The 26799-nt window shown below is 71.9% G+C and carries 16 protein-coding genes; 3 read left to right on the forward strand and 13 right to left on the reverse strand.

The genetic code is table 11. The features are described from left to right. Window positions 1-6: 6 nt before the first annotated feature. Genes JO379_RS32450 through JO379_RS32460 form a run of 3 tightly spaced genes read right to left on the reverse strand, consistent with a single transcriptional unit; the run spans window position 7 to window position 10021 of the window. On the reverse strand, window positions 7-1608 hold the full coding sequence (locus JO379_RS32450) for a PfaD family polyunsaturated fatty acid/polyketide biosynthesis protein (protein WP_209518319.1): 1602 nt from the start codon (window positions 1606-1608) through the stop codon (window positions 7-9). After that, entirely contained in the window at window positions 1605-3899 is a 2295-nt protein-coding gene (locus JO379_RS32455) for a hotdog family protein (protein ID WP_209518321.1), read from the reverse strand. The genes JO379_RS32450 and JO379_RS32455 overlap by 4 nt, the downstream gene beginning before the upstream one ends. Beyond that, a complete protein-coding gene (locus JO379_RS32460) occupies window positions 3899-10021 on the reverse strand; it encodes a type I polyketide synthase (protein WP_209518323.1) in 6123 nt (2040 codons plus the stop codon). The genes JO379_RS32455 and JO379_RS32460 overlap by 1 nt, the downstream gene beginning before the upstream one ends. A 391-nt stretch (window positions 10022-10412) precedes the next feature. On the opposite strand from JO379_RS32460, the gene JO379_RS32465 reads away from it, so the two are divergent. Both JO379_RS32465 and JO379_RS32470 read left to right on the forward strand, forming a co-directional pair. After that, the gene (locus tag JO379_RS32465; RefSeq protein WP_209518325.1) at window positions 10413-11213 is read left to right on the forward strand and encodes a maleylpyruvate isomerase family mycothiol-dependent enzyme; all 801 of its coding nucleotides are present in this window, start codon (window positions 10413-10415) and stop codon (window positions 11211-11213) included. Between the two features lie 170 nt (window positions 11214-11383). Continuing rightward, window positions 11384-12601: a cytochrome P450 gene (locus JO379_RS32470; RefSeq protein WP_130880586.1), complete on the forward strand. Its 1218-nt coding sequence runs from the start codon at window positions 11384-11386 to the stop codon at window positions 12599-12601. A 47-nt stretch (window positions 12602-12648) separates the two neighbouring features. On the opposite strand, the gene JO379_RS32475 is transcribed toward JO379_RS32470, so the two are convergent. The 6 genes from JO379_RS32475 to JO379_RS32500 all read right to left on the reverse strand — a co-directional run bounded on the left by JO379_RS32475 (window position 12649) and on the right by JO379_RS32500 (window position 21329). Then, a complete protein-coding gene (locus JO379_RS32475; protein ID WP_209518327.1) occupies window positions 12649-13209 on the reverse strand; it encodes a hypothetical protein in 561 nt (186 codons plus the stop codon). 168 nt (window positions 13210-13377) lie between these two features. Continuing rightward, on the reverse strand, window positions 13378-14541 hold the full coding sequence (locus JO379_RS32480) for a substrate-binding domain-containing protein (protein WP_307842230.1): 1164 nt from the start codon (window positions 14539-14541) through the stop codon (window positions 13378-13380). Window positions 14542-14592: 51 nt separating this feature from the next. Further along, complete coding sequence (locus JO379_RS32485) at window positions 14593-15645, reverse strand: ABC transporter permease (RefSeq protein WP_209518329.1); 1053 nt, start codon at window positions 15643-15645, stop codon at window positions 14593-14595. Next, the gene (locus tag JO379_RS32490) at window positions 15642-17186 is read right to left on the reverse strand and encodes a sugar ABC transporter ATP-binding protein (RefSeq protein WP_130880589.1); all 1545 of its coding nucleotides are present in this window, start codon (window positions 17184-17186) and stop codon (window positions 15642-15644) included. Before JO379_RS32490 ends, JO379_RS32485 begins: the two co-directional genes overlap by 4 nt. Before the next feature lie 111 nt (window positions 17187-17297). Next, a complete protein-coding gene (locus JO379_RS32495) occupies window positions 17298-20165 on the reverse strand; it encodes a SpoIIE family protein phosphatase (RefSeq protein WP_209518330.1) in 2868 nt (955 codons plus the stop codon). Window positions 20166-20354: 189 nt separating this feature from the next. Further along, window positions 20355-21329, reverse strand: a complete 975-nt coding sequence (locus JO379_RS32500; RefSeq protein ID WP_209518332.1) for a cyclase family protein — start codon at window positions 21327-21329, stop codon at window positions 20355-20357. 181 nt (window positions 21330-21510) lie between these two features. Between JO379_RS32500 and JO379_RS32505 the strand changes: the two genes are divergently transcribed. Further along, complete coding sequence (locus tag JO379_RS32505; protein ID WP_130880592.1) at window positions 21511-21720, forward strand: hypothetical protein; 210 nt, start codon at window positions 21511-21513, stop codon at window positions 21718-21720. Between the two features lie 79 nt (window positions 21721-21799). On the opposite strand, the gene JO379_RS32510 is transcribed toward JO379_RS32505, so the two are convergent. The 4 genes from JO379_RS32510 to JO379_RS32525 all read right to left on the reverse strand — a co-directional run bounded on the left by JO379_RS32510 (window position 21800) and on the right by JO379_RS32525 (window position 26776). After that, the gene (locus tag JO379_RS32510) at window positions 21800-22834 is read right to left on the reverse strand and encodes a lytic polysaccharide monooxygenase (RefSeq protein ID WP_209518333.1); all 1035 of its coding nucleotides are present in this window, start codon (window positions 22832-22834) and stop codon (window positions 21800-21802) included. A 123-nt stretch (window positions 22835-22957) separates the two neighbouring features. Beyond that, on the reverse strand, window positions 22958-24427 hold the full coding sequence (locus tag JO379_RS32515) for a glycoside hydrolase family 18 protein (RefSeq protein WP_209519023.1): 1470 nt from the start codon (window positions 24425-24427) through the stop codon (window positions 22958-22960). A gap of 181 nt (window positions 24428-24608) precedes the next feature. Further along, entirely contained in the window at window positions 24609-26045 is a 1437-nt protein-coding gene (locus JO379_RS32520) for a sensor histidine kinase (protein WP_130880594.1), read from the reverse strand. Continuing rightward, entirely contained in the window at window positions 26042-26776 is a 735-nt protein-coding gene (locus tag JO379_RS32525; RefSeq protein ID WP_207304008.1) for a response regulator transcription factor, read from the reverse strand. The genes JO379_RS32520 and JO379_RS32525 overlap by 4 nt, the downstream gene beginning before the upstream one ends. Between the last annotated feature and the right edge of the window lie 23 nt (window positions 26777-26799).

Raw genomic sequence — 26799 nt, forward strand, 5'->3', positions numbered from 1 at the left:
GGGCGGTTACACGCCGGCGAACGACGGCCGCTCCGGCTCCCCGGGCGCGCCCGCGCTGTGTGGTGCCCCGGTGGGCGGCAGGTAGGTGGCGCACGAGGGCGGCAGAGTCACACCGGCGAAGCGGAGTTGCGCCAGACGGCTGTGGTAGGCGGCGCCTCGCAGCAGGCTCCGGGCGATGTCCGCCACCCGGCGGTTGCCCGGGGCGGCCCACGGGGTGCCGCCGACCCAGGCGTTGAACGCGCCCATGGCCGGGCCGCACCAGATCTGGAAGTCGCCGGCCCGGTCCGCTTCCCCGTGGGCCGCCCAGCGGGAGGACAGGCCCAGGTACCAGCGGAAGACCAGCGCCATGCGGAGCTTGGGGTTGCGCTCGGCGCGCTCGGCCTGGCCGGGCCGGTGCGCCCGGAGATAGGCGGCCACGTCGGGCCACACCTCGTCGAGGGGACGGTGGAAGATCTGCTCCTCCAGCCGCCCGCGGTCCTGCGCGGACAGATCGTGCAGGCCCTCGTGCTCGCGGTAGAGCCGGTACAGCCATGCCGCCCGGCCCGGGAAGAGCGTCCCCCGCTTGAGGACTTGCACGTCGATGCCCATCTCGAACATGTCGGCCGCCGGAGCCATGGCGCAGTCGCCGATGTCCGCTTCCGCGAGAAGGGCCTTGGCGGCGGCGGAAGTCCCGGCTTCGACGCAGGCCTGGTTGACCGATCCGGTGACGATGTAGGCCGCCCCCAAGGCGAAGGCCGCGAAGGCGGCCTGGGGAGTGCCGATGCCGCCGGCGGCACCGATCCTTACCGAGCCGCCGGGGCGTCCCGCGAGCGCTTCGCGGTCGCGCAGAGCGGTGACCAGAGGAAGCTGGGTCACCAGGGGGCGACGGTCGGTGTGTCCGGCGGAGTCGGCTTCCACGGTGATGTCATCGGCCAGCGGGACCCTCGCGGCCAGCTCCGCCTGGCCGGCGGTGACGCGCCCCTCACGGACCAGAGCGGCGAGGATGTCCGCGGGCGCGGGACGCAGGAAGAACTCGGCGGTCCCGGCCTGGGAGACCTTGGCGATGACCCGGTTGTCGGCGTGTACCGCCGCACGGGGACTTCCCCGCAGCCCGGCCGCCCGGTACCGGACGAGGTCGGGGGTGGGCTGGAGGAAAGCGGACGCTTCGACACAGCGCACCCGGTGCCGCAGATAGAGGTCGACGGCCTGCCGTTCGGCCTCGGGGGCCGCCGGGCTGTGGATGAGATTGCAGGCCCACGGCAGGCCGGGGGCCTCCCGGTGGAGGCGGAGCACGGCCCGTTCGATGCGGTCGGCGGACAGGCCCGCGGCGCCGAAGGACGCCAGGTGGCCGGTGCGCGCCAGGGCGATGACCAGCTCCTCCGAGGAGATGCCGCCCGCCATGGACCCCGCCATGTAGGGCTGCTCGGCCCCGTGGTGGCGAAGGAAGGCCGCCGACCCCAGTTGGCGGGTGGACACCGGTGGCGCGGCGGCGAGGACCTGCACTCCGCTGCCGGGCCGCGGGAGCCGGGAAGTGGCACCGACGCGTCCGTCGGCCCGGACCACGTAGCACGGCCGGTCTAGATCGCCGAGTACGTCGCGGACCCGCGCGGAACCGAACTGCACGCTCATGCCGTCACCCGCGTCCGGTGGTCGGAGTCGTCCTGGAGGGCGATGTTCTCCACGGCGTAGACACGGAGCCCGTCCCGCCAGACGCTGCCGTCGGCCCGCGCCACGAGGCGGCCGGCTTCCCGGCGGACGTCGCGGAGGTGCACCTCGGCCTGTACCTGCCGGTGGTGCGGCAGGATCTGTCCCCGGTAGGTCCACCGCAGTTCCGCGCCGGGGTGCGGGGTGAGCGCGTGCAGCCGGCCCTCGGTGATGGCGCCGGTGTGGAAGAGGAATGCCTTGACCATCTGGAAGAGCATCTCGACACCACAGGAGCCGGGCATGACGGGCTCGTGGAGGAAGTGCTGGGCGAAGTACCAGTCGTCCGCGCGAACGGGTTTGGTGCACAGCAGATAGCCGGCTCCGTGTGTTCCCCCGTCCGGTACGAGCTCGGCCGCGGCCCCGGCCAGGAAGTCGAGCCGCCCGCGCCCCGGCCGGGGGCCGCCGTCGAGATCGAGGACTCGGGCGGTGGCCGGCGGGGTCTCCCGGCGGTGCAGCCACGGCGGGACGAGCCGCCCCGCGTCCATGCCCTGCTGCTGCGCCAGGACCGGTTCGGTGAAGAAGCCGTGGACGGTCTGCCCACGGTAGAAGACCTCGTCGCCCAGCATGAGTTCGTACCCGTACCGCTGGAGCACCGCCCCCGGCAGAGGGGTGTGGGCGAGCAGCGTGGTGTGCTGGCGGACCGTGCGTCCGCGCAGGTCCACGGCTCGCAGCAGGCACGCCTGCCCTTCGAGGTTGCGGGTCGTGAGGTTTTCCCGTGGATGCTCCAGTCCGGCACCCGTCGCGGCTCCGGCGAACGCCGCCGCCTGGATGGACGTCTCCAGGTAGAACAGGTTGGGGGCCGTGCCCGCGTTCTCCTCGAGGTACCACGCGTCGTCCGGTACGTCGTACTCCGTGGTGTACGTCACCCCGGTCGGGTACTCGCCCTGACGGTAGGGGGCGGTCAGCATCCGGTCGACCATCAGCATGTCGCCCCGGGGCGGGCGCGGCCGGATCCGCTGGGACGACGTCCCGGACGGGCCGTAGGTGACGCCGAGATCACCTTCGGCGGCGTGCGCCAGATGCAGTTCGTGGGTGTACGTCGGCTCCCCGCCCGTGGTGTGCCGGAGCGTGTGCGCGGGCTCGCGGGGGCCGATGGCGGCGCCCGGTTCCTCCCGGAGCACCGTTCCCACACCGTGCAGGCGCGCCACGAGGTGCGAACCGTCGAGGACACGCACGTCCGCCACCACGTGGGGCCGGGGGACGAGGCCCACCGAGACGATGTCGGCCTCCAGGGTCAGTGGTCCGCCGAGCCGGGTGGTGTCCGGTACGTCGATGCCGGTCGCCTCGCCGTTCCACGGGTGGAAGCGCGGTGCGGGCAGGCACAGGTGAAGCCCGAGGCGCAGGGCGTGGACCTGGAGAGCCTGCCAGGCCGCTTCGAGGAGTGAGGGCCAACCGGCGCGGGCTCCCGGCCGGGTCGTGGCGGTCAGGTGCCCTTGCCGGTAGCGGCCGGCGCGGAGGCCGGAGAAGGTGACCTCGTCGAGGAGCCGGAAGCCCGCAGGTCCGGCCGGGGCCGGGCGGTCGCCCGGCAGCCCGAAGGACGGGCCGAAGACCTCGGCGGCGCGTCCGGCGGCCAGCAGGGCCAGATCCGACGCATCGACGTGAGGGCGGGTGGTACGGGCCAGCGGCCGGAACCGGCGTGGATACTCCGGCAGCGCCCGCCCCGGCTCTTGTGCCGTGGGCCCGGTGGTGCCCGCGGCTTCGGCGATCAATCGGCCCTCGTGGTGAACCGCCCAGGCGCAGGCCCCCGGAGCGGGCCCGGACCCGGTGGCCCGGGCCCGCAGTCCGGTGGTGTGCGGCGGCAGGTCGTGATGCCAGGTCACCGTGGTGCGGACCGCGGTCGGCACCTGCCCGGTGAGTTGCGTCAAGGCGGCCTCACCGGCTTCGAGGACGGCGAGCGGCCCCGGGAGAACGCTGTCCTCGGCCCGCGGGGGCAAGGGCCGGCTGGTGCCTTCGAGGATCCATTCCCCGAGCGCCTGGAGCATCACGTGGTGGGCGGTGCGGGCCAGTCGGGCGATCTCGTCGGTCAGGTCCGTGGTGTCACCGGGGCGGTGGGGGGTCGCCCGGGGCGGTGGAAGGAGGGGCGCGGGCGGGGCGGCGGGGACGTCCCGCCCTGCTTCGGGCCACCACGGGGTGACGAAGTGCGGGCCGTCGAATCCGAGGTCGTCCATGGTCCCTGCCTGCTCGGGGGAGTCGGGGAAGTCGCGGGGGATCGGCATCACGGGCTCACGGACTCAGCCGGTTCCGGAGCCGGCCACGCGGCTCTGTTCGCCAGTTCCGGCGCGACCACGATTCCCTTCAGGCCGTTCCAGCGCTGCAGGACATCCCCGTCGGGAGTGCAGGCGGTGACGGTGCAGGTGAGGTCCAGCGGATTGTGTTCCCTCAGCGCCGCGACGATGACGAAGGGTTCGTCGTCGGGCAGCGGCGCGAAGATCTCCACGTGTTCCACGGCGACCGGCAGACAGCGGTGCCCGGACAGCCGCCGCCCGAGGAGCGCCGCGGCCTGGAGCAGCAGATCGGCCAGGGCGGGGCTGTACAACGCGCCGGAGCAGGCCCCGCCGGCCAGCTCGGGGTCCCGGAGCCGGGCGAGGACGGTCAGTTGCGTGTCGTCCTCGGCCAAGGCCGGCCCGAGGCCCTGCAACAGGGGGCCGTGGAAGAGGAACCCCTCGTCGTAGGCGGGGTGACGGCGGCCCTCTCCGGCCCGGTAGGAGGGCAGCTGGAGCCGCCCCGGCGCGGGGAGGCCGTCGGCCGGTGAATGGAACACGCCTTCGTAGCGCGGCAGCGGCGCCGCCCCGCCGTCGTCATGGATCGTGACCCGGACGCCGGTGCCGCCCCGGCCGGCTTGCGGGCGCATCGTGATCCGTCCGCGGGACGGCCGGGTGTCGTCGAGGACGAGGCCCTTGCGGACGGCGAAGTCACGCACCTCCGTCACCGGCCGCCCCGGGCCTGTGCGTTCCACCGCGTTCAGGCACCAGCCGACGGCGGCGGTCATCGGGAGCACGGGACGCCCGTCGATGCTGTGGTGGTGCAGCACGGGCTCGGCGGCCAGGCCGTCGAGGTCGCGCAGCAGGTCCGCGCCCCGCGGGGGAAGCGGGGGCGCCTGGAAGGCCGATGCGGTGGGGCCCAGGACGGTCACCAGGTCGTCGCTGTGCCCGGCGGTCATCTGCTCGACGAAGTACGCGCTGCCTTCCTCCCGGCTCAGCAACGGGAGCCCCATCCGGAGGAAGAGCTCCTGGGCCTGTGCCGAGGCCATGCCCCCGCGCCAGGGGCCCCAGGCGAGCGCCGCGACCCGGCAGTCCGGGTGCCCGGCCTTCCAGGCGCAGGCGAACCGGTTGAGTGCCTCGTTGGCCATCGCGTAGTCCGTCTGGTGGCCGTTGCCGTAGACGCCGGCCACGGAGGTGAAGACGACGAGGTGGCGCAGCCGGCCGGCCGGAAGACAGGCCAGCACGTTGGTCAGCCCGGTGAGTTTGGCACCCACGACCCGCGCGACGTCCTGTGCGCTCTTGTCCCGCAAGGGCTGGTCGGCCAGGACGCCGGCACCGTGGATCACGCCGGTCACCCGCTCGGCGTAGGGCGCCAGCGCCGCACGGACCGCGGCGGCGTCCCCGACGTCCGCGGTGACGTAGGCCGCTTCGGCGCCGTGGGCATGGAGTGCGGCGAGGGTGGCGTGCATGTCCCGCTGCTGGTCCAGGTGCCGGGCCTGCGCGTCCAGGGACGCGCGGACGCGGGGGTCGTCGGGGTCGTGGCCCTCGGCCCGGGCCCGCTCGGCGCAGGCGTCGCGCAGCGCCGGTGCGCTGTCGAGCCCGGCCGCCCAGTCGGGGAGGTCCTCCAACGGCGTACGGCCCAGCAGGAGGAAGCCGCACGGGTGGTGGGCCGCGAGAGCGGTGAGGCACCACGAGGTGATGCCGCGCGCTCCGCCGGTGACCAGCAGGAGATCGTGGGGCTCGGGGGCGGTGGGGACGGGCATGGCGGGCAGGAGGGCGGAGGGGGTGCCGGACACGGTGAGGGCCTGCCGTGTGGTGCCGTCCCACGCGATCTCGCGCAGGGCGGCGGCATCGGTGAGCTCGCGGAGGAACCGGCCGGCCACCGCGGGGACGGCCAGGTCGGGAGCGAAGTCCAGCGCGCGGCAGAACAGGTCCGGTTCCTCCACGGCGAGGGCTTTGACCAGGCCGCCCAGTCCGCCGGTCAGGGCCCGGGGCAGATCACCGCCGGAGCCGGCCAGGCCCAGGGCACCGTCCATCTGGGTGACGGTCACGAAACCCGCCCGGTGCCCGGCGGCCGCGGTGTCCTTGAGGGCGGGGGAGAGGTGTTTGGCGACGAGGACGGCGTGGCTCAGCCGGGTGATCGCCGCAGCGGTGTCCAAGCGATCGCCGCGGCCCACGGGCAGCACGCACAGGTCCAGCCGCTCGACCGATGCCAGCACGTCGCCGATCCGCTCGCTCAGCGTCTCCTCCTGCCAGTCGTCGAGGGCCCACCGGTCCCGGTCCGCACCGGGTGCGCCGAGTCCGGGCAGGGAGAGCTGACGGATGTGCCAGCCCTGTTCGTCGAGGGCCAGTGCGAGGCCGGTGGCCAGTGCGCTGCCGTCGTCCAGCAACAGCGCCGTGGGGTGCGGCCCGTAGGCGTCGGCGAGGGCGTCGGCCTCCGGCAACGGGCTGAGAGTCACGAACGCACGGCCCAGCGGCACCTGTGTGACGGTGCTCTCGTGTGCGGCGCTCGGGACGGCGATCTCCGTCAGGAGGAGGGTGAGTTCACGGACGGTACGGGCCTGGGCGAACCGGTAGATCTCCTCACGCGGCAGGAACGGGTAGCGGCGCCATGCCTCGGCGGCGATCTCCACCTGCTTGAGGGAGTCGATGCCCAGATCGGTCTGGATGTCCAGGTCGGGCTCCACCATGTCGAAGGTGTACCCCGTCTTCTCGGCGACGAGTTGACGCAGGACCCGCTCGATGTCCGCCGGCGCCATGGGATGCGCGGCGGTGTCCGGCGGAGCCGCCTCCCGGGAGGCGCTGTCCGGTGGATCGTCCTGTGCCGTCCCGGGCGTGGCGGGGCCGCCGACGGCGGGGCGGGGAGCGGGTACGACCATGGCGTGCGGAGGGTGGGTGCCGCCGGGCACGTCTGCGGCCGGCGCGTGGGTGCTGTCCGGCCGAGGTCCGCCGGGGGACGCGCTCGTGCTCTCCGCGTCCGTCGGACCGGTCGCCGGGGTGGCCCCCTGCCGCAGGCGGGCGAATTCGAGCATGATCTCGTGGGTGCGGATGTGGGCCTGGCTCAGGGCGACGCTGTGGTCCCTGACGGCCTCGACCCGGGAGAGCAGGGCGGGATCCGCCTCGTCCTCGGTCCGGTGGTGCAGCAGGTCGGCCAGTTGGCGGGCGGTGTGCAGCTGACTCTCCATGTACTGGGCATGGAGGCCGAGTTGCTCGGTCGCGGCGCGCGCCAGGGCGTCGTCCGCCCGGTCCGGGGGCGTCACCTCCGCTGCGGGCGCGGGTGGGGGAGCCGGGACCGCGGATGCGCACCGGTAGCCATTGGCCAGTTCGGCCTCGTACTGCGGCCGGCAGGCCTCCACCGCGAAGGCGTGGCCTTCCAGCAGGCGTGCCACGGCGGACGGCTCGGGGCGCCGTGGCGGGGCGGGGGCGTCGTAGCGGTCGATGCCGGCGATCTCCACGCCCAGCACCGCCAGCCGCAGGGCGGCGTTCTTGAGAGCCGCCGCGCTGTCGGCGTCCGGCCCGAGGTCGGTGGGGACGGCCTCCACCTCCTCCTCGCCGAGGGTGCGCAGCACCAGCCGCGACAGGACCTGCTTCGGACCGAACTCCACGAAGACCCGGAAGCCTTCGGCGTGCAGCTGCCGTACCCGGCCCGCGAAGTCCACCGGGTGCAGGAGCTGCTCGGCGAGGGTGCGCCGGTTGGCCGCTGTGTCGCTGCCGTAGGTCGCGCCGGGGGTGTTCGCGAGGACCGGCGTCGAGGGAGGGCACAGGCCCACGTCGGCGACGGCCTCGGCGAAGTCCTCCGCGGCGTGCTGGACCAGCGGGGTGTGGAACGCCGCGGCGACCGCCAGCCGGTGAACCGCGACCCCGTCCGCGGCGCACTCCGCGGCGAATCGGTCGACGGCCGCGGTCGGGCCGCCGACGACCAGCTCGTCCGGCGCGTTCAGGTTGCACAGCGTCAGCTCGGGATGCCCGGCGGCCCTTCCCTCCCAGGTGTCCACGGACATGCGTACCGCGGCCATGGCCCCGGGGTCGTGGCCGTCGACGGCCGGTGGCTCCATCGCCTGCCCGCGCTTGCGCGTGAGCATCAGACAGGCCTCGTCGGTGAGGCTCCGGGCGGCCCACAGCGCGGTGAGTTCGCCGCAACTGTGACCCAGCAGTGCCTGCGGAGCGAACCCCAGCTCGGACAGGAAGCGGTACTGGCCCATCGCCAGTGCGCCGATGGCGGGCTGGGCGTAGCAGGTGCGCCGCAGTCTCCTCGCGCTCTCGTGTGCCTCGTGCCGCCCCGGCACGGGATAGACCACCTGGGCGAGGGAATCCTCCTCGCCCGGCCACAGTGCGTTGGCCTCGTCGAAGGCGTCGCGCACCGGGGGGACGCACAGCAGGGCGTCGAGGCCCATGTTCACGTACTGGCTGCCCTGACCGGCGAAGAGGGCTGCCACTTTCGTACCGGCCGGCAGAGCGGCACGCCGGTAGTGGGCGCGGCCGGACAGGCTCCAGCTCCGCGCGTCGCGGTCGGCCCCGAGCCGGTCGATGGCCTCGGCCGTCAGTGCCGAGCGGGCCTCGTCGTCGGTGGCGAGGATCCCCAGGCGGGCGTGGTGGGCGGGGATCGGACCACTCGGCTCCGGATCGGCCCCTGCCCTCAGCCGCTCCAGCAGGGCGCCGGGGTCCGGGGCATGCCAGAGGTAGGTCTTCGGGGTGCCGTGCAGGGTTCGCGCGTGTGCGTCGGAGGGCCGGTGCTCCTCCAGGACGGCATGGAAGTTCACCCCGCCGAAGCCGAAGGCGGACACCCCGCCGCGGCGGACCGGGCGCCCCGGGTCGCGCACCCACGGCCGTGCCCGGGTGTTGAGGTAGAGGGCGCCGCTCCCGGCCGCCTTCTCGTTGGGCTCGTCGACATTGATGGTGGGCGGCAGCAGCTTGTGGTGCAGCGCCAGGGCCGTCTTGATGAGCCCCGCCGCGCCGGCGGCCGCCTTGGTGTGACCGATCTGGGACTTGACGCTGCCGATCGCCACCCGCCCGCCCCCGTCGCCGGAGCCGTCCAGGAACGTGCTGAGGGCCGCCAGTTCGGTGGTGTCCCCCACCGTGGTCCCGGTGCCGTGGGCCTCGATGAGCTCGACGGATCCGACCGGCGCGTCGGCATCGGTGTAGGCGCGCCGCAACGCCTCCAACTGTCCTTCGCCGCAGGGAGCGTAGATGCTTTTGGTCCGCCCGTCACTGGAGCTGCCCAGCCCGCGCAGTACGGCGTAGACACGGTCGCCGTCGCGCTCGGCGTCCGCCAGGCGCTTGAGCGCCAGCATGCCGATCCCCTCGCCGAGCAGGGTGCCGTCCGCGGACCGGTCGAAAGGCTTGACGCGCCCGCTCGGTGACAGGGCGGGTGTCTTGCTGAAAAACATGAAGGCCAGAAGGGAATTGTCCGCGTCGCACCCACCCGTGATCATCAGATCGGCGCGGTGCTCCACGAGCTCGCCGACGGCCATGCGCACGGCCGCCAGGGAACTCGCGCACGCAGCGTCCACGGTGCAATTGGCCGCCCCGAGATCGAACCGGTTGGCGATGCGCCCGGCGACGACATTGCCGAGACTCCCGGGAAAGCTCTGCTCGGTCCACGGGGGCGAGGCCGCTTTGAACTTGCGGACGATCTCGTCGGCGTCCCGTTCCGACAGCCCGCAGCTCAAGGCCGATTCCCTGACCATCGGGGCGTAGAGGCGGGCGACCAGTGGCCCGACCGTGCTGCTCTGGCCGCACACGCCGAGAATGACACCGGTACGCGCCGGGTCGTACCAATCGGCCCCCTCGCACCGGGCGTCCTTGAGGACCTCGCTCGCTACCCGCAGGCTCAGCAACTGGATCAGTCCGATGGAATCCAAGGTCGCGGGCGGCATGGAGAATTCGACCGGATCGAAGACCGTCGGCGGCAGAAAGCCACCACGGCGGGCATACGTCTTGTCCTCGGCGAACATATCCGGGTCGTAGTGGTCCGCGACCCGCCACGCCGCTCGCTCCGGTACGTCCGTGATGCAGTCCCGACCGGACACCACGTTGGACCAGAACGCACGCACGTCATGCGCCTGCGGAAACATTCCGGCGACGCCGACGATGGCGATCGGATTTCTGGCCAGTCGGAATTCAACTGCATCCAGCATACGAACCTCATTATTATCGGACAGGGGGGACGGGCGTCGAAAATGGGCGCAGCCATGTACGCGGCACGCACCGGTACGGTGACAGCCGGATGCTCCGGTGGGAGTGCCTCAGAATGCCACAGGAGATATTCGCCGCCTCGGTAGAACGTGCGGGTTTTTCTTCGGTTGCCGACGCTCCTCGTGTGAAGCATGGAATATCTCGCCCGCCCGGTAAACAGCACCGTCGGTGAATCACCCGTTCGGGAAAGGTGTCGCCCCGAGCCGGCGGAGATGCCGACGCACGGTGCGGGAGGGGAGGCGCCCGCATTCCGGGGGAGGTGCTGTGAAAGGCTGCGCCAGGACGCCCGGCGGTCAGGTCGCCGGGCCGGAAAAGGTCAGGACATCGAACGCAGTGAAGACGCCGGATCATTCGGGCTGGGGATCTGCCCCCGCCACCCACCGCGAGGCGATCGCGACGGAGACCGCCGGGTTCGTGGACGTGGTCAAGGGCGCGAGCCCGGCGACCCCTGTCCCCAGCTGCCCGGGGTGGACGCTCCTCGACCTCGTCAAGCACACCGGCAGTGTCCAACGCTGGTTCTCGGCCCTCCTGCGCCAACGCGTTCAGGAACCGCCGCGGAGCCGCGATGTGGAACTGCGACTGCCCGCGCGGGAGGACGGCTACGCCGACTGGCTGGCGGCGAGCGCGGCCGAGGCCGCGAGCACCTTCGCGACCGTCGACCCGGACGCCCCGATGTGGGCATGGGGCGCCGATCAGCATGCCCGGTTCTGGGTACGGCGGATGCTGTTCGAGACGCTGATGCACCGCGTCGACGCGGAACTCGCTCTCGGCCTCCATCCCGTGGTCGACCGTGACCTCGCGACCGACGGTGTGGACGAATTCCTCGTCAATCTGCCCTTCGCCGCGTTCTTCGCCCCCGCAGTGGACAACCTGCGGGGCCATGGCGAAACCCTTCGCTTCCGATGCGCCGACACGAGCGGCGACTGGCTGGTCCACCTCCGCCCCGACGGATTCGACGTCGAGCCGAAGCGCGGGCACACGGAGACGACCACGTCGGCCGACGTGGAGATTCACGCGGCTGCCGCGGATCTGCTGCTGCTCGTGTACGGCCGGCTCGACCGTGGCTCGGACGCCTTCGACGTGCGGGGGAACGAGGACCTGCTGACGCGCTGGTTCACCAACTCCGCGTTCTGAGAGCCGGACTGACTGACCGAACCGACTGATAGGAACAACAGGAAAAGGGAACGTCCCTCGTACGGGTGACACTGCGGATGCGGTTAACGGTCTACGGGAATCATCAGTTCAGCCTCACGACGGCGGGGTGCAGGCCGGGGTGACAGCCGAAGGACGATGGGGGCGCGCCGATGACGACGAACGATTCCACGACAGGACCGCTCCCCGCCCACGACTGGGCAGTCGACGACCTGCCGGCCCTGGACTTCGACCCGTTCATGACCCACTTGCTGCACCACGAGCCGATCACCCGGATCAGGCTGCCCTACGGTGAGGGCCACGCCTGGCTCGTCACCCGCTACGAGGACGTCAAACTCGTGACCTCCGACGCCCGCTTCAGCCGGCAGGCACTGATCGGCCGGTCCGTCACCAGGCTGTCCCCGCACACCATCCCTCAGGACGAGGCCGTCGGCTTCGCCGATCCGCCCCGCCACGCCCAGCTGCGCAAAGCCGTCGCCCGGGCCTTCTCCACCCGCAGTATGGAGCGGCTCCGGCCCTTCGTGCAGCGGACGGCCGACGAACTGCTCGACGACATGGAGCGGCACGGCAGCCCGGCGGACCTGATGCAGCAGCTCAACGGCCCCCTGCCGTTGACGGTGATCAGCAAGGTGATGGGCGTGCCCCCCTCCGACCGGCCCCGCATGGCGCACTGGACGGGCATGCTCCTGACGGCGGCGTTCACACGGGAGCAGAGCGAGGCGGCCAAGGCCGAAATCCGCGAGTACTTCGCCGCGCTCCTTCGGCGCCGGCGCGCCGAACCGCGAGAAGACCTGGCCGGCGACCTGGCCGCGGCGGTGGCGAGCGGCGAACTCAGCGAGGCGGAGGCCATCGCCCTGGCCGTGCTGATCCAGATCAGCGCCACCCACGCCGTCCGCAACAACAGCGCCAACATGGTCTACGCCCTGCTCACCGAGCCCGGCCTGGCGGCCAGGCTGCGGGCCGAGCCGGCGGTCCTGCCGCAGGCTCTCGAGGAGCTCCTGCGCTGGGTCCCGCACCGCCGTGGCGTGGGCATCGGCCGCATCGCCACCGAGGACGTGGAGGTCGGTGGCACCGTCATCGCCGCGGGCGAGGTGGTGTACGCCTCCTACCTCACCGCCAACCGCGACCCGTCCGTCTTCGAGCGCCCGGACGAGCTCGACATCGACCGGCCGCGCGTCCCCCACCTCTCCTTCGGGCACGGGCCCCATTTCTGCCTGGCCTCGATGCTCGCCCGACTGGAGTCCGAGATCATGCTCTCCGGCCTGCTCACCCGGTTCCCGGACCTGCGGCTCGCCGTGCCCGCGAAGGAGATCGCGTGGCAGCGCGCCGCCCTGATCCGGGGACCGGAGACGCTGCCGGTCGCCTGGTGACCTCGCCGCCCGGCCCTGGCGGCCGGGCGACCACGGAACTCGGTGCCCTACCGTGCCTTGACTGCCTTGACCGCCCGGAATTCCACGGCGTCGAGGTTGCCCTCGCCGTACTGGTCCTTCCAGTAGAGCGTCTTGTCGCCGGGGAAGGCGCGGGATGCCGCGAAGTACAGGTAGGAGCCGTCCCACCGTGTCTTGATACGGAACGAGTCCCCGGTGGACACCAGCATCCAAGGATTCTGCCGGCAGCTGTCCATCAGGACGATCCGGCGGTGGTAGGAGTGACACAGCATGGACGTACTGCCTTGGCCCTGCAGTCTGATCTGATACCCGTCACCCCATGTGGAGTTGCTGTCCTTCTCGAAGACGACGGGTATTCCGCGGTCTCCCGCGCGATCCGTGTAGCGCACTGAGTCCGCCTCCGCAGTGAGCCCACGGTCGAGCTTCGTGGCCACCAGGTAGTAGGGAACGCCGGGCTCTACGGGGCCGGTCCCGGCGCTGCCGGCAGCCAGCGCCGGCGAGGGGGACAGGGACACCGCCACCAGGGCGAGGGAGCCGGCCAGGACCCCTGACAGCCGGACTCGCGTGAGACTTCCCGAAGCGTGCTTCACCGGATTGCTCTCCTTCGGCACAGAACGCGTGGCCTTGTGCGGAACCCGTACACTCGGCCCCGCCGCCACCGATATCACCCACATGATCTACAACAACCAGCCCGTGGCGAAAGCGGTTTGGCGGATTGACGACGAGCGGCCCGCCGAGACCGTGCCGGGGCGGCATCGTCAGCAACAGCTCGGTCTGCCCCAGATCTTCCGGTACGCCGCGCGGTAGCCGGGCGGATCCCAGGCAGTGGCTCCGCCACTGTTGGCGGCCGTGGCGATGTGTACGGGGGCGACGTACCCGCTGGCGGGCTCGCCGGAGAAGGCGCGGTTGAACTCGTCGACGATCTGCCAGCCCTGTTCGGAAAGCGCCTCGGGGACGGTGGCCGCCTGGAACTGCTCGCTGTTGATGCGTTGGAAGGCGGAGGGGTCGCCGTCGCCCGCGCCGATGTTGTAGGGGGCCGCGGCGCCCTTCTTGCGGGCCGCGCGCAGGGCCGGGGCGGCGTCGGCGAAGTAGACGTCGTTGATGGCGACGGAGTGGGTCCACCTCTCCCCGAAGCGGGAGAGCAGCGAGGACACCTCCAGGGGAGTCCGGCTGCTGGTGTCGGAGAGGGGGATGTTCTCCTCGGCCAGGACTCTCACGCCGGAGCACACGGTGAGGCCCTCCTTGATCAGCTCGGACTTGTTCCTGGCGAACGGGATCGAGGCGTCGGTGAAGACGACGACGCCGGCGTCGCCGTGGGAGTGGGTGATGATCCAGTCGGCGCTGATCCTCGCGACGTCCTCGACCCTGGTGGTGACATTGCTGAAGAGTGCGGGATCCTTGCTCGGGCCGGGGGAGTCGACCGCGTGCCACCCGATGAGCGGAATGTGCTCCGCGGTGGCCCTCGCGACCTGCTGGGACGTCAGCCGGGGGTCGAAGCCACCGATGACGATGCCTGACGGCCGGAGGGCGATGGCCTGGCTGAACGCCGCTTGGATCCCCGCGGGGGTGCCCTGGCCGTCGATCACCCGGATGCTCCAGCCGATGGCTCTCGCGGCCTCCCGGACACCGTTTGCGGTGCCGGCGACACCGGGGTTGGTCATGGTCTGCGCGACGTAGACGATGTTCTTGCCGGAGACCGCCCTGGGGCCCCGGGTGGGGCCGCTCCACGCGGCGTCGGTCTTCTCGGCCTGCCGGACGGCCGCTTCGGCCTGGGCCAGGGCGGCAGGGCAGCCTGCCTTGGCAGGCCCCGAGGAGAGGGGCGCGGCACCGGTCCATGCACCGCGCTCACAACCGACGAGGACGACGGCCGCCGCTGCCAGGACGACCGCGCCCCCCGGGGCGGACTTGCGGTTCGTATGCACGCGCACGGGCACTCCTCGCGGAGGGGACGTCGGGGGAGCGGGCAGCCGGAGTCACGAGGCGGCTCCGGGCGGGGCATGGGGTGCCCGGGAGGGTTCCGTCCGTCGCCGGCGCAGCTGCCGGCGCGCGGCATAGCCGGCCAGGCCGACGGCGATGAGCAGGGTGACGCCGTTGAACAGCGGGGTGACCCAGAACTGGGCACCGAGCTGTCCGATGCCGGCCAGGCCGATGGCGAGGACGGTGACGGCGACGAGGGTGCCCAGGGCGTTGGCACGTCCGGGCCTGATGGCCGTGGAGCCGAGCAGGGCGCCGACGAAGGCGGGCAGCAGGTAGTCCATGCCGACGCTGGGGTTGCCGATCTGCTGCTGCGCGGCGAGCAGGACACCGGCTACGCCGACGACCAGGCCCGAGCCGACGAAGGCACAGACGACGTACCGCCGCGAGGGGATGCCCACCAGATCCGCCGCCCGACGGTTGGACCCGATCACGTACAGATACCGGCCGAAGGGCAGCCGCTCCAGGAGCAGCCACAGCACGGCGGTGAGGGCGAGGACGTAGAAGGCCGCTACCGGCAGGCCGAGGAACCTGGAGTCGTAGAGGGCGGTGAAGGCGGCCGGCAGACCGTGCGGCCCGGGAACGATCCGGGCGCCCTCGGTGATCCAGCCGGTGAAGGCGTACATGATGCTGCCGGTGCCGAGGGTGGCGATGAAGGAGTCGATCCTCGCGAATTCGACGACGGCACCGTTGACGGCGCCGACGACGGCCCCACCGAGGACCACCACCAGGCAGACGAGGGGCCAGGGCCACCCCTCGGTGACGATGAGCTGCATCGTCATGACGTGCGCGAGACCGAGACCGTAGCCGATGGACAGGTCGAACTTGCCGGTGGCGATGGGGATCGTCGCGCCGAGCGCGAGGACCGCGGGAATCGACTGGTTGGACAGGACGGCGGAGACGTTGTCGAGCGTGGGGAAGGTGTCCGGCAGCGTGAGGGAGAAGACCAGGAACAGCAGGGCGCCGAGTGCCAGGAGGCCGTAGGCGCCGATGAGATGTCCGAACCGGTGGCTCAGCGGGGGACGGGGCGAGGGGGCGCGTGCGGGGGTCACCGTCCGGGCGTCCCGGTGAGGGCGTCCATGTGCGAGGCGGCGCCGGCCAGGGCGGCGACGGTGAGGGCGTCACCGCTCAGCTCCGCCGTCACGGTCCCGCGGACGAACACCAGGGCGCGATGGCACACGCCTGCGACCTCCTCGAAGTCGGTGGAGACGAGCAGTACGGCGAGACCTCCGGCCAGCGCGTGGTGGAGCAGGCCGTAGATCGCGGCCTTGGCGCCGACGTCCACACCGGCGGTCGGCTCCTCCAGGATCAGCAGTCGTCGGCTCAGCCCGAGCCACCGGCCGATCATGACCTTCTGCTGGTTTCCTCCGGACAGGGTGGCGATGGGGACCTCGCTGTCCCGGGGACGTACCGCGAACCGTTCGATCAGTGCGGTGGCCTCGGCGCGCTCGCGGCCGGGGCTGATCCAGTGCCTGCCCCGCAGCCCCCGGCCCCGTGCCCCGGGGTTGGCCAGGAAATTCTCGCGCACGGTCAGTTCGGCGGCGCAGCCCTCTTCCTGACGGTCGCTGGTCACGAAGCCGATGCCGGCGTCGACGGCGGCGGTGACCGTGCCCGGCCGGTACGGCCGGCCCTCCAGCAGGGCTCGCCCCCCGACGATCGGCCGGGAGCCGGCTAGGGCGCGGCCCAGTTCCATGTGCCCGGCGCCCGTCAGGCCCACCATGCCGAGGACCTCACCGGCGCGCAGGCGCAGGCTGACCGGCCCCGTGCTCTCGGTCCGTACGTGCTCGAGGCTCAGCACGGCGGGGCCCGCGGCGGGGGCGGCGAGCCGGTGGCCGCCCGGTTCGTAGCCCACGATGTCGTGCACCAGCCGGGCGGGGCCGTGGCCGGCGAGCGGCCCGTGGCTGACGATGCGGCCGTCGCGCAGGACGGCGAAGGTGTCCGCGACCTTGTACACCTCGTCGAGCCGGTGGGTGACGAAAACGATGGCGTGGCCTTGGTCGCGCAGGGTGTGCAGGACGTCGAAGAGCCGGTCGCAGTCCGCCGCCGGGAGACTGGCGGTCGGCTCGTCCAGAACGATGAGCTCGGCTCGTGTGCACAGCGCGCGGGCGATGGCCACCAGGGAGCGTTCGGCCCGCGTGAGGTCGGCGACGACGGTGTCCGGGTCGAGGTGCGCGGCGACGGTGCCCAGGGCCTCGGCGCACTGCCGACGGGTCCGCCGCCAGGACACGAGCCCCGCCCGGCGGGGATATCCGGTGCCCAGGGCGATGTTCTCGGCGACCGTCATCCAGCCGACCAGTCCCAGGTCCTGGTGGATGAAGGACATGGCGCGGGAGGCCGCCTCGGTGCCGAGCGGATGCCCGGCGACGGTCACCGCGCCCTCGTCCGCATGGTGGACGCCCGCGAGCACCTTGATGAGGGTGGACTTCCCGGCGCCGTTGGCGCCGAGCAGGGCCAGGACGCTGCCGGAACCGATGTCGAGGTCGACCGCGTCCAGCGCGAGCGTGCCACCGAACCGCTTGCTGAGACCGCGTATGCGGACGAGAGGCTTCGGGGTACGGCCCGGGAGGGGACTGATGTCAGGAGTGTCGTGCACGGACTCCTCCGGGAGTCGGCCTCTTTGGTTCTTCCCGCCAGGACTTATCGGGATCGGCTACCGCATTTCGTCATGCTACGACCCCATCCGGCTTCGATGCCGGATGGGCCGTCAGATCGCGGGAATGTCGTCGATGTTGTCGAAGAACACCTCAGCGGGAACGGCCTTCGCCGCGGGCACCTCCAGAGCGCACTCGGCCCAGATGACCTTGCCCTCGGCGGTGTAGCGGGTGCCCCAGGACTGGGAGAGCTGCGCGACGAGGAACAGCCCCCGGCCGCCCTCGTCGGTGGTGGCCGCGTGGCGCAGATGCGGGGCGGTGCTGCTGGCGTCGGAGACCTCACAGGTCAGCGTGCGGTCGTAGAGCAGGCGCACCTGAATGGGGTCGGAGCCGTACCGAATGGCATTGGTGACCAGCTCACTGAGCAGCAGTTCGGTGGCGAAGGCGACCTCCTCCAGTCCCCATTCCGCCAGCCGGCGGGTGACGGAGCCGCGGACGGAGGAGACGAGGGCGGGGTCGGAGGGCAGGTCCCAGGTGGCGATCCGGTGCGGGTCCAGGGTGTGGGTGCGGGCGACGAGCAGGGCGATGTCATCGGCGTGGTGGGCGGGTGCCACGGCCTCGACGACGGCCCGGCAGGTCTCCTCGGGCGAACGGTTCGGGTGGGCCAGGGCCCGGCGCAGCTGTTCCAGGGCCGTATCGAAGTCACGGTCGCGGTCCTCGATGAGCCCGTCGGTGTAGAGGACCAGCTGGCTGCCTTCCGGGAGGTGGAATTCGGCGGTCTCGAAGGGGAGACCGCCCAGCCCCAGGGGCGGGCCGGCGGGCAGCTCCGCGAAGGTGACGGCGCCGTCCGGGCCGACCAGGGCGGGCGGGGGATGCCCGGCCCGGGCCATGGTGCACAGCTGCGAGGTGGGATCGTAGATGGCGTACAGGCAGGTGGCGCCGATGATGCCGATGTTGCCGGAGGAGGGGTCCTCGCCGCATTCCTCCCGGTCCAGGCGCCCCACGAGATTGTCGAGGTGGGTGAGGACTTCGTCCGGGGCGAGGTCCAGCTCGGCGAAGTTGCGCGCGGCGGTGCGCAGCCGGCCCATGGTGGCGGCGGCGTGCAGCCCGTGGCCGACGACGTCCCCGACGACGAGGGCGACGCGGGTGCCGGAGAGGGGGATGACGTCGAACCAGTCCCCGCCGACTCCCGACTCGGCCGGCATGTAGCGGTGCGCGACCTCGACGGCGTTCTGCTCGGGGAAGCCCCGCGGCAGCAGGCTGTGCTGCAGGGCGAGCACCATGGTGTGTTCGCGGGTGTAGCGGCGGGCGTTGTCGATGCAGATGGCCGCGCGGGTGGCGAGTTCCTGGGCCAGCGACCGGTCGTCGTCCCCGAAGGGGGCGGGGTCCCGCGCGCGGTAGAAGCTCGCTATGCCCAGGACGATGCCGCGGGCGAGAAGGGGGACGGTGATCAGGGAGTGGACGTCGTGGTCGAGGAGGCGCCGGGCGCGCACGGGATCCTGGGCGATCCAGCCCGCGGCGGACCTCAGATCGGGTTCGAGCACGGCCTCCCCGCTGGTCAGGCAGCGCAGCTGGGGTGTGACCGGCTGGAGGTCGACCCGCTCACCGGCGGGATAGAAGGGGCAGTCGTCGCGGATGCCGTGGACCACCGTGCGGTGGAGGTCCTTGCGGGGGTCCGTCGGCTCCTCACCGCGCAGCACGGCCTCGGGAAGGTCGATGGTGACGTAGTCGGCCAGGCGCGGGACGGCCATCTCGGCGAGTTCCCGGGCGGTGCGGCTCACGTCCAGGGTGGTGCCGATGCGGGTGCTGGCCTCGGACAGCAGCTCCAGGCGGCGCCGGGCCGCCACGGCGTACTGCCCCACTCCCGGCTCGCCCACCAGCAGCAGTCCGCTGGTCCCGGCGTCGGCGGTCCGCGGCGGGCGGGCCGCCGTGGCGGCCCGGCCGGGCGCGGGGCCGGGAAGGGGACCGAGCGACGGGACGGTGGGGGTGAGGCCTGCCTGTCGCGTCAGGAGGCCGGGCGGTGCTTCGGCTTCGGCTTCGGCTTCGGCTTCGGCTTCGGTGGAGATGGTGAGGCGTTCGTGCCCCGAGGGGAGGACCACCTCGATGACGATGCCCTCCACCCCGGAGGCGCTGGTCACCGGGCGGCTCAGCAAGGTGACCCGCCTGCCGCCGGGCAGGGACACCTCGACGGCGGCCCGCTGGGCCGAGGAGATCAGCTCGGTGGCCTGCTCCTTGAGGAGCATCTGGTCACGCCAGTCCAGCCCGCTCGCGGCCAGCTCGTCCAGCTGCCCGTTGCCGCTCGCGTCGCCGGCCGGTACGAGGGCCTTGGCGTCGAGGTACGCCTGCAGCAAGGCCCGCTCCCGCACGGAACTCTGCTCCAGCAGCCGGCGCTCGATGACGCCGGCAGCCTTACGGATCACGATGTCCAGCGCCGGATCCGCGTCGGTGTGCGGATAGCCCAGGCAGAGGACTCCCTCGATGCGGCCGCTGAGCAGGTCCCGGACGGGAATCGCCGAACACGCGTTGGTCTGCGAGCGTTCGGCGAAGTGCTCGGCGCCGTAGATGTTGATCAGACGCCTCTCCGCGATCGCCAGCCCGATGCCGTTGGTCCCGCCGAACTTCTCGTCGAAGACAAAGCCCGGCACGCTCTGGATCGGGGCCAGCTGCCGGACCATGGAGGGCTCGCCGAAACGGCGCTGCAGTACGGCCCCGCGCTCGTCGGCGAGGGCCACGTTCATGCTCCTGCCGTCGAACATGACCCGCAGCCGGTCCATCACGGGCGTGGCCGCGCGGACGAGACGGCCGTCCAGATCGAGATCCTGGACGAAGGGGAGCTCGCATCCGTCCGGGGCGAGCCCCAGGGACCGGGAACGCTGCCACGAACTCAGGATCGGGTTGCGCACCGCCCCCTCCACCGACCCCCCGCCGAGGAACTGCTCACGGGCGAGAACGGGGCCGATGTCCTGGGCCACGAGCCCCATCCGGACCACTTCCCTCATCGGTACGTGCCACTATGGCCACCCATGCGTCGGGGCGGCTGCACGGTTGTTCCATTTTAGAACTTTGCCGACACAACAGCACTGATCGCAGAGGAGTGACGTGGGGGCACGCTGCGTGATACGGGCCGCCGGGGACGCTGTACGGCTCCGCACGTCCGACGGGCCCCGATGTCAGAAGACCGCGACCGGATTGACGGGCGAGCCCGTACCGCCGGGGATGTCCAAGGGGGCCACCACCAGAAGGAACTCATAACGCCCCGTCCCGGCAGCGGTGGCGGAGAGCGTTTCGAGGTCGAGGTTGTCCAGCAGCGGCACCCCCATCGCGGCGACGGCGAGCGCGTGGACCGGAGAATGCAGGCCCTCGACCGGCGAGGGCCGCACATCGCTGTCCCCGTCGCCGCCGAGCAGGGCGATACCGCGCTCGGCCAGCAGGGGCACCGCCTCCACGTGGAGGCCCGCACTGGACGCATCGAGGTCCCAGGCGCCCAGTTCCCGGCGGCGGCGGAAACGACCGACCCGGAGCAGCACCGCGTCTCCCTCGCCGATCTCCACGCCGAGCGCTTCCTCCGCGGCGGCGACGTCCGCGGCCCGCACAGCCTGTCCGGGCTCCAGCCAGGAGGTCCCCAGAACGGCCGGCAGGTCGAGGAGCACCCCCTTGGTCACCAGAGGACCGAGTGCCGACACATCACCGAAGCGCGCCCCACCGGCGCCGACGAGCTCCCGAGCCGTACCGCCGTCGTAGAGCTGCCCGCGGTAGGCGATGTGGGACAGCGCGTCCAGATGACTGACGCCTTTGCCGTGGTAGTCGGTGCCGATGAAGTCCTTGTGCGTGGAGGGCTCCGGAGGCTCGACGTCACCGAGGTCGGACAGGTAGTGCAACGCCGGCTTGCTGTTGTCCGGACCCGGGGCGGTGTCCCACGGACGCGCCAACGCCACGACGGTCCCCGACCGGACCAGGGCGGTGGCCCGCCGGACATGGTCCGCGCTCACCCGGTTCCAGGCCCCGCGATCGGCGGGCGCCCAGCGCCCCCAGGTCCGGACCGCCGCGAAGAGCGCGTCGAACTCCTCCCGGGAGACAGCCGGCCCGTTACGGGCGGTGGCCGACGGGGGAGCCGGCGTCGGCGCATCGGTGGGATCGCTGCTCATCTGCTGCTCAGCTCTCCAAGGGGGAGGCGGCTGTGGTCCGAAGCGGCAGGGCGGGCTGTTCGCCCTCCCACCCGATGATCTCCTCCGCACGGGTGAAATGGCGACTCGGGCTGCTGCGGCCGGTGCTGTGGGGGACATGCACTCTGGCGAGATCCCCCAGCCGAGCTGCCAGGAGGCGACCGTGCCCGTAGACCCGACAGACCCTGACACCTTCGAGGCCGAGGGCACCGCCACCATCGAGATGCCGGAGATCGACTCAGCGGAACAACACACCTACTTCACTCGGCAGTGCGACGCGTTTCTCGCCGATGGTGATCCCGACTCCGCCGACGAGCGTGACCGGGCCGAGCAGGCCCGGGTGGTGGAGCTGAACGAGGACGACTACCGCTGAGCCGTCGGCGGCCGGCCCGGTGCCAGGTGCCCTCGGTTCCGGGGGCGTTGGATCGGCACCGGGCCGGACACCGTCGGTGTCAGCCGTGGTTGCGCGCGGAGCGTCGTCGCGCGGCCAGCATCACAGTGGCGGCACCGACCGCCACGATCCCGGCGCCGCCGACGGCCAGCACTGCCGTACGGCTGTCGCCGCCGGTCTCGGCGAGACGCCCGCCTTGGGCGGACGGGGCGTTCGCCGCCTTCGCCGCGGTGCGGGGCTCGTGCCCGTTCCCCGCCTGTGCCTTCTCGCCGTGGCCGCCTTCGGCGGGCCCGCTCTTGGCATGCAGGCTGCCCTCTCCGTGGCCGCCGTCGCCGGGTCCGTCACCACCGTGTCCGCCGTGGTCGACCGTCGACTTTCCGGCCGCCTGGGTGATCTGTGCGTCGCTGGGCGCGGACGCGGCCGGTGCCAGGGCCTTTGTCTGTTGCCCTGTCGCCGGAGCCTTCTTGCCGAAGTCCACGTCGGAGCAGGTGTAGAAGGCCTCGGGGCTGTCGGAGCGCTGCCAGACGCTGTAGACCAGGTGGCGGCCGGACCTCTTCGGAACCGTGCCGTCGAAGACGTAGCTCCCGTTCCTCAGCGTGGGGTCGGTGACCTTGGCGAACGGCTTCGCTTCCAGGTCCGCCCACTTCAGCGGCTTCTTCGGGTCGTAACCGGCCTTGGTGAGGTACAGCTCGAACGTGCCGCGGTGCGGAGCCGTCGCCCGGTAGCGGAAGGTGTGCTTTCCCGAAGCCAGTTTCGACCCCGGCCAGTCGGCGCGCGGCAGGTCCAGCCCCTTGTACTTGGCGCGTCCCGCGCTGCACAGCTTGCCGTCCGGGATGATCTGGCGGTGGCGCCCGGCGGCGTCGCCGATGTTGACCTCGTTCCAGTCGTAGAGCGGCTGGGTGCCACCGGCGGCGACCATCGCCTTGCAGGCGGCCGAGCGCGGATGCTCCGGCCCCTCGGCGAAACAGGCGGACACACGGCTGACGGGATCCGTCATGGAGCCGTGCGCCGTGGCCGGTCCGGCGGTCAGCGCGACGAGGGCGAGGGGTGCGATACCGACCAGGGATATCCGTACGGCCTGGTGACACATGCGCATGGGTTCTCCTTGTGGGGTGAGGGTGCCCCGCACGCCGGCGCGAGGTGGGGGGTGCCGTGCGTGCGGGGCGGTGTGGGGGGATGGAGGGAAGGCGAGGGGAGGGTGGGGGGAAAGAGGGGCGCGTCAGCTCTGGAGGGCGGCCAAGGCCTTCGTGAAGGCGAACTCGTCCTGCAGGATCGAACTGCAGGTGGCGGAAGCGGAGTTCTGTGCACCGCCCGGGCACTGCTTGTCGCGCGTGGCGGACCACATCGACAGCCAGCCGAGCCCCTTGGACCGGCCGAACGCCACCAGCTGAGCCGCGTCGTCGACCTTGAAGATCTCGGTGGCCACGTCGTTGACACCGATCATCGGGGTGACCGCCACCGCCTTCCACGCTGCCTTGTCGCTCAGCCCCAGCACGCCCTTGACCTGTGCCTGTGTCGCGGTGGCCGCGTCGATGGCGTACTGCCCCATGTCGCCGTCGAAGGACGCTCCGTAATCCATCGCCATGATGTTGACCGTGGAGATGGACACGCCGTTCTTCTTGGCGTTCTCCACCAAGTTGACGCCGTCCTGGGTGAGGCCCGTGGGCATCACCGGCAGGGTGAAGGACACATCGAGTCCGGGGTGCTTCTTCTGGAGCAGAGCGATGGCCTGGGCGCGCCGGGTGTTGGCGGCCGTGTCGGGCAGTGCGCTCCCTTCCACGTCGAAGTCGACCTTGGTGAGCTTGAACGCGTCCACCACCTTGCCGTACGCGGCGGCGAGCTCGCCGGCGGAGGAGCAGGCGAGGCCCAGTTCGGAGCCGGCGGCGCCGCCGAACGAGACCCGCACATTGCCGCCCGCCTGGCGCAGTGGGCCGATCTGCTGGGCCACGGGGTTGCTGCCGAGGTCGCTCACGCCGCCCCACTTGGGGGTGCAACCGCCGCCGGAGGTGATGAAGGCGAGGTTGAAGTTCTTGACACCGGTCTTCTTGGCCGTGCCCAAGAGGTCGTACGCGGGGTGGAGGAGGGTGTCGACGTACGGCGAGAAGGCGGCGGCGCTCTTGCCGCCCGGCGCCGGTGAACTCGCGGTCGGCTGCGGTTGCGACGGCTTCGACGACGGCTTCGACGACGGCTTGGACGTCGGCCGGGAGGTGGTGCCGGAGGTCGGCCCGGTGGTGGGCCGCGGGCCGGGGGAGTCGTCCGGCGAACACTTGCCGTTGTTGATCCGGCACTTCACCGGGCCACCGGCCGTACCTTCCCCGGCCGCGACGAAGCCGACGGTCACGGACTTGCCGGGGGCGATGGTCCCGTTCCAGCTCTCCGGTTCGACGGTGACGCTCCGGCCGCTGACCGTGTGCTTGCCGTTCCACAGTGAGGTGATCTTCGTGCCTTCAGGCAGCTCGAACGTCAACGTCCAGTGCGGCAGCTCCTTGGCCGTGTCATTGGTGACCACGAACTGCCCGGTGTAGCCGCCTGCCCAGGTGTTGGTCCGGGAGAAGGCCGCACCGACGGACGCGGCGCTGGCCGTACCGGTCAGCGTGAACGCGGCGCCCGTCGCCAGCGTCACGGCGATGCCGATACCGACCAGCTTCGCCTTGCGGCTCACTCGTCGGCGATGTGCGGAGGAACCCATCGCGTACCTGCCTGTCATGAGTTGGGGGGTGACGCGGCAGCACGCTAGCGAGTACGAATCGGACCAATCGTCGATTGGTGAGTCCGGCCCCGCTATTTATGGCGGGCTTAAGAAACGCATGGGTGGCGGTTAAAGGTGGGACGCGGTGCGCCCGCCCGCCGACCCCGGGGCGGGCGCGTGATCATCCCGCTGCGTCGCGGCCGGTGTCCGGGCCAGGGCGCCGGGACCGCATCCGGCGGCGCCGTTCGCGACGTCGCGGCTTGCCCGCGCCGCCCAGCGAGAGCCACACACGCACTTCCGTACCGCCGAGCACCGACCGCCCGATCCGTACGTCACCACCTGTGGACTCCGCGACCCGGCGCACGATGTCCAGGCCGAGGCCCGTGGAGCCGGGCCCGCCGTCGCCATGGCCGCGACGCAGCGCGGCGTCCGGGTCCGCGATGCCCGGGCCCGCGTCGGAGACGAGCACGATCACGGCGTCCTCACTGCGGTGCACATCCACCGCGAAGGCGGTGCCCTCGGGCGTGTGCCGGAAGACGTTGCCGAGCATCGCGTCCAGCGCGGCGACGAGCTCGGGACGGGCGACGGGGACCCGTACGGTCGTATCGACACCCGCGAGGCGGACCGCACGTCCCTGGTCCTCGGCGAGCGCGGACCAGAAATCCATCCGGTCGCGGATCACTTCGCAGGCGTCACAGCCGAGCGAGGGCCGCTCCTTGCGTTCACCTTGCTCACGGGCGGCGCAGATCAGCTGGTCGACCTCCCGTTCCAACTGCGCGACGGCGGCGCGCGTCTGCTCGGCGGCGGGGCCTTCGCCGAGCGACGCCGCGTTGAGGCGAAGGACGGTGAGCGGGGTACGCAGCCGGTGCGACAGATCGGCGGCGAGCTCCCGCTCATGGGAGAGCAACTGCACGATCTTGTCGGCCATGGAGTTGAACGCGACGGCAGCGGCACGCAGTTCCGGCGGGCCGGCCTCGCGGACACGTACGCCCAGCTTCCCCTCCCCGAGCTCGGCGGCGGCCTGCGCGAGCCGCTCCGCCGGACGCACCAGGCGCAGCCCGAGACGGTCCGCGGTGGCGAGGGAACCGGCGATCAGCCCGAGGCCCACACCGGCGAGAATCACCCAGGACGTGGTGACCCCGTTGCCGACCGCGCGGTGCGGCACATACACCTCGACCACCGCGAACTCACCGGTGCTGAGGGCGGTCGGCTGGAGCAGGGCGTAACCGCCGGGCACGGAGGTGACGGCGGAGCGACCACGACGAGCCGTCTCCACATCCCGCGGGTCGGCCCGGCGCCGGCCGATGTCGTACGCCTCGTGCGGGCCGCGCGCACCGCGCGCATCGGGGCCCGCCCCCTGCCGCGTGCCGTCATTGCCCGGTACGTGGACGGCCAGCCGCCCGTCCCCACCGGCCTGCGAGCTGGCGACCGCCCGCTCCAACTGCTCGCGGTCGGTGGTGATGGCGAGGGCCGGGCGGATCTGGGCCGCCTGCCGTTCCGCGTCGGCGAAGGCACGGTCCCGGGCCAGCTCCTTGACCACCAGCCCGAGCGGAACGGCGAAGGCCAGCACCACCATCACCGTGACGGCCAGCGAAACCCTGACGAGCGCCCATCTCACGCCTCCTCCAAGGGAGCCTCCGCAGGCATCGAGGGGCCCTCCGGGGGCTCCAACTTCACCCCGACCCCACGGACGGTGTGCAGATAGCGCGGCCTGGCGGCGGTCTCGCCCAGCTTCCGGCGCAACCACGACAAGTGCACATCGATGGTCTGATCGTCGCCGTAGGACTGCTGCCAGACCTCGGCGAGGAGCTCCTTGCGCGGTACGACGACCCCCGGGCGGCCGGCCAGGTAGGCGAGCAGGTCGAACTCACGCCGGGTCAAGTCCAGTACCCGGCCGTCCAATTCCGCCAGCCGCCGTAACGGATCGACCGACAGGCCACCGACCCGCAGCGTTCCGGACGGCACCGCCTCACCCACCGCACCACCCCTGCCCGCCCGGCGCAGCACGGCGGCCATGCGCGCGGTCAGATGCGCCACGGAGAACGGCTTGACCAGGTAGTCGTCGGCGCCGTCGGTCAGCAGCCGGATGATCTCCGCTTCGTCGTCCCGCGCGGTGGCCACGATGACCGGCACATCGGTGATGCCGCGCAGCATCTTCAAGACCTGCGCCCCGTCGAGATCCGGCAGCCCCAAGTCGAGGATGACCAGGTCGAAACCGACCTGTGCCACTTCGCGCAACGCCTCCAGAGCGGTCCCGACGCTGCGCACCGTGTGCGAGGCCTCGGTCAGCTGCCGGATGAGGGCGGAGCGCACGAACGGATCGTCCTCGACTACGAGCAGTCTTGCCATGGGCGGCACCGTACGCCATACGG

The sequence above is a fragment of the Streptomyces syringium genome (assembly GCF_017876625.1).
Classification (GTDB): Bacteria; Actinomycetota; Actinomycetes; order Streptomycetales; family Streptomycetaceae; genus Streptomyces; species Streptomyces syringius.